The sequence below is a fragment of the Aquimarina agarilytica ZC1 genome, assembly GCF_000255455.1.
In the GTDB taxonomy this organism is placed as follows: domain Bacteria; phylum Bacteroidota; class Bacteroidia; order Flavobacteriales; family Flavobacteriaceae; genus Aquimarina; species Aquimarina agarilytica.
In genome coordinates, this window is record NZ_JH621314.1 from 1 (window position 1) to 5,163 (window position 5,163).

Sequence of the window (5,163 nt, forward strand, 5' to 3'; positions counted from 1 at the left end):
CTACGATAAAGATTGGGGTGATGTGGATGATGTTAGTGATGAGTTGGAGGTGTTGGAGGATGTGGCTTTAATTTTATTAAACTTGGACAATGCGATTGTTGAAGCCTTAAATTTAGATATTAGTAAAACTACCAAAGAAAACACCAAAGCCATTGCAGCAGCAATTATAGATGGAGTTAAAAAAGAACAGCTGTCTGATGAATTACAGGAAGAACTAACGAATGCTGCTACAGATTTTGAAAAAGCAGGAAATGCAGTTGCTGAAGCAAAATCGAATATAGAAAATGCTACTACTGAAGAAGAAAAAAAGGAAGCTGAAAAAGAATTAAAAGAAGCCACAAAAAACTTTAAGGAAGCCCAGGAATCTATTAGTGAAGCCAATGAAAAAGTTGATAAAGAAAAAAAGGCAATTGTAAATTTACTAAAAAAAGCTATTTACGAGTTGTATAGAGAAGGAAGAGATAATGAGGAGGCATTAACTAGCCATTTAGATCAAATTCACACAACTATTGAATTGATTGATTTATACGAAATAGAAGAAAATGTTGATGATTTAGATTTGATAGATGTTGAAATTATTGATAATTCAAATACTTTAAATGCAAGTGAAGATATTATATCATATTATGAAATAGATAATAAATTAGCTGTTTATCTTTTTGCAAAAGTTTTATCTGGTGAAGATGAAAAAACATTTGAAGGGTTTCTAAATGAATCAAAATTATTTTCAGCTAACTTTATACAAGTTATTAAGGATGCTAAGGCAAGTGACAAAACAGATAAGAAAATAATTCAAACCCTAAAAAAAGAATTAACAAAAGTGTTTTTACAAATTTTATCAAAATATAAAGGGCTATGAAAAAATGCATAACATTGGTCATGTTGTTTTTGTCATTGGTTATATTTTCTAATACAACTAATGAAATATTTGTAAACGAAAGTTTTATCAAAAGCACCTCTAATCAGCTGGATATCTTATATAGTATCAATAGTCAAAAAAGTAATAGTACTAAATGGTATATTGTTTTTTTAGGCCATGATGAAAAGAAAATTAAAAAGAGAGTAGCTTTAAATACAAATGATCCTTTTGAATATTTGGGATTAAATACATTGTTAAATTTTGAAGAAGAAAAATTAATTGCAATTAATGAAGTTTTAAAAAAAATTAACTCGCATGCAGATTATGATATGTATGCTTTCATTACAGATAGCAAACTAAAAATTCTAATTCCTAGTACGGTTAAGTTTAAAAAAACAATCCCTAATTTACTTGATGAATTAGAGAAAAATTTGATAACTGCTAGCTTCGATACTCCTCAAGAAATACATAGTTATAAAGATCAACAGAAAGTTTACAGTAGGATAAAAAATCAAATTTATAAAGGTTCACATAAAAGCTCTTTGATTAAAAATATAATTGATGAAGTCTATAAAAAAACAACATTATTTAAATCTTCTTCAAAAAAAAATCATGTTATTCAATATGCAGTATTTACTCATTTATATAGAACAAATGGAGTTGATACTATTTTAGGTGAGCAATTAAGTGTAATTGGGACTAATTTTTCAAAAGGAAACCCTAAGGAAATAAATGGATCAGCAATTAGGGATTATTTAAAGACCTTTAAAGGTAAAGGTTATGATCAAAAAATTTTGGCGAGAGTTGAAGCTTATAAGAGATTTTTAATAGACGAAAACGAAAATATTGTTGGACTTAAACAAGGCATTGGTAAAAGAATTTATATAAATGAATTACCAAAAATAACAACAGAAGTAGAAAAGCAAAAGCTAATTGAACTTGCGAATTTTTTAACAGACACTTATTCAAAACAAACTGTTACTACTAAATATGAAGTTATCACTGATTACGAATCAATAATAAATAATAAAGACCGTAATGATGTAGCTGTTCTTATATCTGAAAACAATATAAAAAGTAAAGAGGGTTTCCTAGAATTATATCCTTATTATGGAATTGCCAGGCAATATAAGAATGGTTTGAATGAATTTAGAGTTTATTTTTCTAATACTAATTTATGGACAAAAACAGGTGATCTTGAAAGTAATGAAGTTTTAGGGGATGATTATAATGAAAATAGTATTGATTATTATGTCTCAGATGGAAAAGAATTACAATATCCATATTATTATTCGTTGGTAGATTTAAAAGCACGGTATAAATATATTGCTACTGGTAATACGAACAATTTTATCACTAAAGAATTATTAAAAATTGAAGAATTAGGCTTAGCTAATTCCGCATCCGAAAGTGAGCATAATAGGCAATATAATGCTCAATTTAAGACGAATTATGCTTATCCATTTATAGCAAAAACAGCTGCAAATTGGGCAAAAGGACCTTTAGCCGCACTTATGGCTCAAAGGTTAGTATTTGAATATGGAGCTTTTTTTGTAGAGGAAGTTTTTAGAAACACAGCAGCAGAAGTATTAAAAAACACACTTAGGAAAGGGGTTGAAAAATATGGTAAAGATGCATTACAAGGCGCTTTAATTGATTTTGGTATTCAAGTGGTCTTTAATCGCATATTCAATGATGAAATAAAAACAATTTCTGAAGCAGCCAATCCTTCTAATATAAATTGGATATCTGTAGCAGTTTCAGCAGGTGAAAATACTATTAAATATAAAAATAAATATTTAGAATTTGCATCAGGTTTATCTTTAGCTTGCCTTGTTAATGGATTGAGTGATAATAATGGTATTAAAGAAGATTTTGATTTAGAAGGTTGTGGCTATGGAATTGCAGGAGCAATATTAGGTAAAGGAGTTGGAGTTGGATATTCAAAAGTTTCAAAGTATTTAAAACCCTTGGCTAAGTATAGTAGAGAACAGTTAAAAAAAGGGTTAAAAAAATTAGACTTTGAAGAGGGCAAGGCTGATGAAATAATTGAAAATATAAAAAGAGGAGAAGAGAAAGTAATTGATGATTCGTATACTAATAACGGTATAAAAATAGAAGAAGTTGGTGAAATTACTAATACTATTGATCAAATAGGTATTGAGTCTAGAAATATTGATGAAGTATTAGATGAATTAAAAAAAACTAATAGTGTTTCAACCAATAACCCTGTAACAGATTTATTTAAAAAATTCTGGTCTCAACATGAATTCAATGTTTCAAAGTATTTACAAAAAAATTATGGAAGATTGAATGTTGGTAGACAAATAACTTTGGATATATATATAAAAGATATAGGTAAAATAACTTGCAGGGTAGATAATTTAATAAAATTAAAAAATGGTAAATTTCAAATAGTTGATGCTAAAAGTTCTGTAGTTCAAAATTTAAGTCAGAAAAAGGCTGACGATATAGCTTCTAGTTTAACAACTAAAAATCAGAAAGTTTTTTATGAAGCATTGAAAAATAAAAATATAGATAAAATTAAACCAAGAGGGCAAAGAGCAATTAGTTATTTTAAACAATTCAGTGAGTTTAATAACTTGTTACCCGAAAATTTGAACATAGAAGAATCCATAGATTTTTATGTTAACGACATAGCTCAGAAAGGATACAATATTTTTAAAATAACATACAATTGAAAAAAAAAGACGTTAAGAAAATTATTGATAGTGAATATAAAAAAGATTTACAAAAATTAGAATTTGTACAAAAGGGAAATAGATTCATTAAAAAAAGCATTAATTCTATATATGAGTTTAGTTATGTTATTTATGATTATGGCAACGTTTTTACTCCTGAATTTTCTTACGGTATTTCATTATTAAGTTATAATTCTTTGATAAGTCTTATTATGGAACAAGAATTATCACCTTTTGCTTATTATGTTAGACAAGGAACACTATATGAAATGGGGATATACTCTGTGGATGATTACTTAATTACATCAGAAGATGAAGTTTTTGAAATGACAAAAGAGGTAATGACTTTTTTTCATCAAAAAGGATTGCCTTTTTTAGAGTCCATAACAGATATAAAAAAGTTGGATAATTTTATTAATCAAAGAGTGGAAACCCCATCTGACGGAGTTAAAAATTTAATAATAGCAAAACTTTCTGATAATCCTAATTATGAATACTTGAAGAAAAAATATCGTGAAATTTTTAAAGCCCAAAATTGGAGCATAAAAGAAGATATTGTCAATTTTGAAAAAGTTTGTTCATTTTTAGATCCTTATGATAGCGAAGATTTAAATAGAATAATCAAAAAATAATTAAATGATAACTAAAATGAATGTATTTATATTATATACAGAGTTTGTTTAAAAAATGATCAAATAATAAGTGGAAAATGTCTTTAATTAGTATAATATAATATGCTACTAAAAAAATAATAAAAACGCTCTATTTTTTAAATATTTAAAAAATAGAATATCATAAAAAAAGCAGGAATAGTAATCAAAATTTTAAAATAAGATGTACAATATTCACAAAATAGAAAGAAAGGAAAATTTCGAATGCTGGATTACTTCTTTACCTGATCAGATCCAAGAATTAAAAAACAATGTCCCTTTTGAAACATCTAATGGTTTAGATGAAAGTTTAAAATCATTAGACATAATTGAAAATTATATAATTGAATTTTTGAAATCCGAAAGTGGAAAAAATATATTAAACAATTTAGCAAGTTATATAGCTGCTACAATAAATGGTCTAATACCAAAATTAAAATGGCATATTGAGGTTGAAGATGAATCTGATATTTATTATTGCCTACCTGTTTTAAGAAAAAAAATCACCCTCCTTTATGCCCATATATATTGCCAATTATTGCATTAAATAAGAAAAAAGGTAATGTAATTAGTAAAAAAGTAAAAATAGAATCTAAATGGTTAAAGAAAAAGAAGATAAATGGCATGAAGATTTTTTTATGGCTTTTATTTATTTTGTTATAGCAATAACAATCATATTTAAGGGCTTTTCAAAAATAGCTAACAGCTTTATAATTGATGGAAAAATCAAAGGAGGAGCTACAAAAGAAAAAGGCTTAATAGCCTTTGTGTCATTGTTGGAAAATAGCTGGTGGAAATACATAATTATTTTACTTCTTGTTTTTCTAATGTACATCTTTATTAAATCTGGGCTAAAAAAATATAAGGCAAAAAAATAGATTATAAAATTTAATAGTATCCGTCCGAGCAACTACGTTTTAGATTTTTACTGATATCCAGGTAATAGTTCTTC

At 26.6% G+C, this 5,163-nt stretch carries 5 protein-coding genes; all 5 read left to right on the forward strand.

Translation table 11 applies throughout. From position 1 onward, the window contains the following. Nucleotides 1-859: hypothetical protein (locus KQA_RS19295; protein WP_010183018.1), on the forward strand; the 859-nt coding region annotated here is incomplete at its 5' end. A 236-nt stretch (nucleotides 860-1,095) separates the two neighbouring features. Further along, a complete protein-coding gene (locus KQA_RS0217960) occupies nucleotides 1,096-3,561 on the forward strand; it encodes a hypothetical protein (RefSeq protein WP_157366769.1) in 2,466 nt (821 codons plus the stop codon). Further along, nucleotides 3,558-4,193: a hypothetical protein gene (locus tag KQA_RS0217965; RefSeq protein WP_010183020.1), complete on the forward strand. Its 636-nt coding sequence runs from the start codon at nucleotides 3,558-3,560 to the stop codon at nucleotides 4,191-4,193. Before KQA_RS0217960 ends, KQA_RS0217965 begins: the two co-directional genes overlap by 4 nt. A 202-nt stretch (nucleotides 4,194-4,395) precedes the next feature. Beyond that, nucleotides 4,396-4,758 carry a hypothetical protein gene (locus tag KQA_RS0217970; RefSeq protein ID WP_010183021.1) on the forward strand — a complete coding sequence of 121 codons (363 nt, stop codon included), beginning with the start codon at nucleotides 4,396-4,398 and terminating at the stop codon, nucleotides 4,756-4,758. A 49-nt stretch (nucleotides 4,759-4,807) separates the two neighbouring features. Next, nucleotides 4,808-5,089 (forward strand): hypothetical protein, encoded by a 282-nt coding sequence (locus KQA_RS0217975; RefSeq protein WP_010183022.1) that lies wholly within the window; start codon nucleotides 4,808-4,810, stop codon nucleotides 5,087-5,089. The last annotated feature ends 74 nt before the right edge of the window (nucleotides 5,090-5,163 follow it).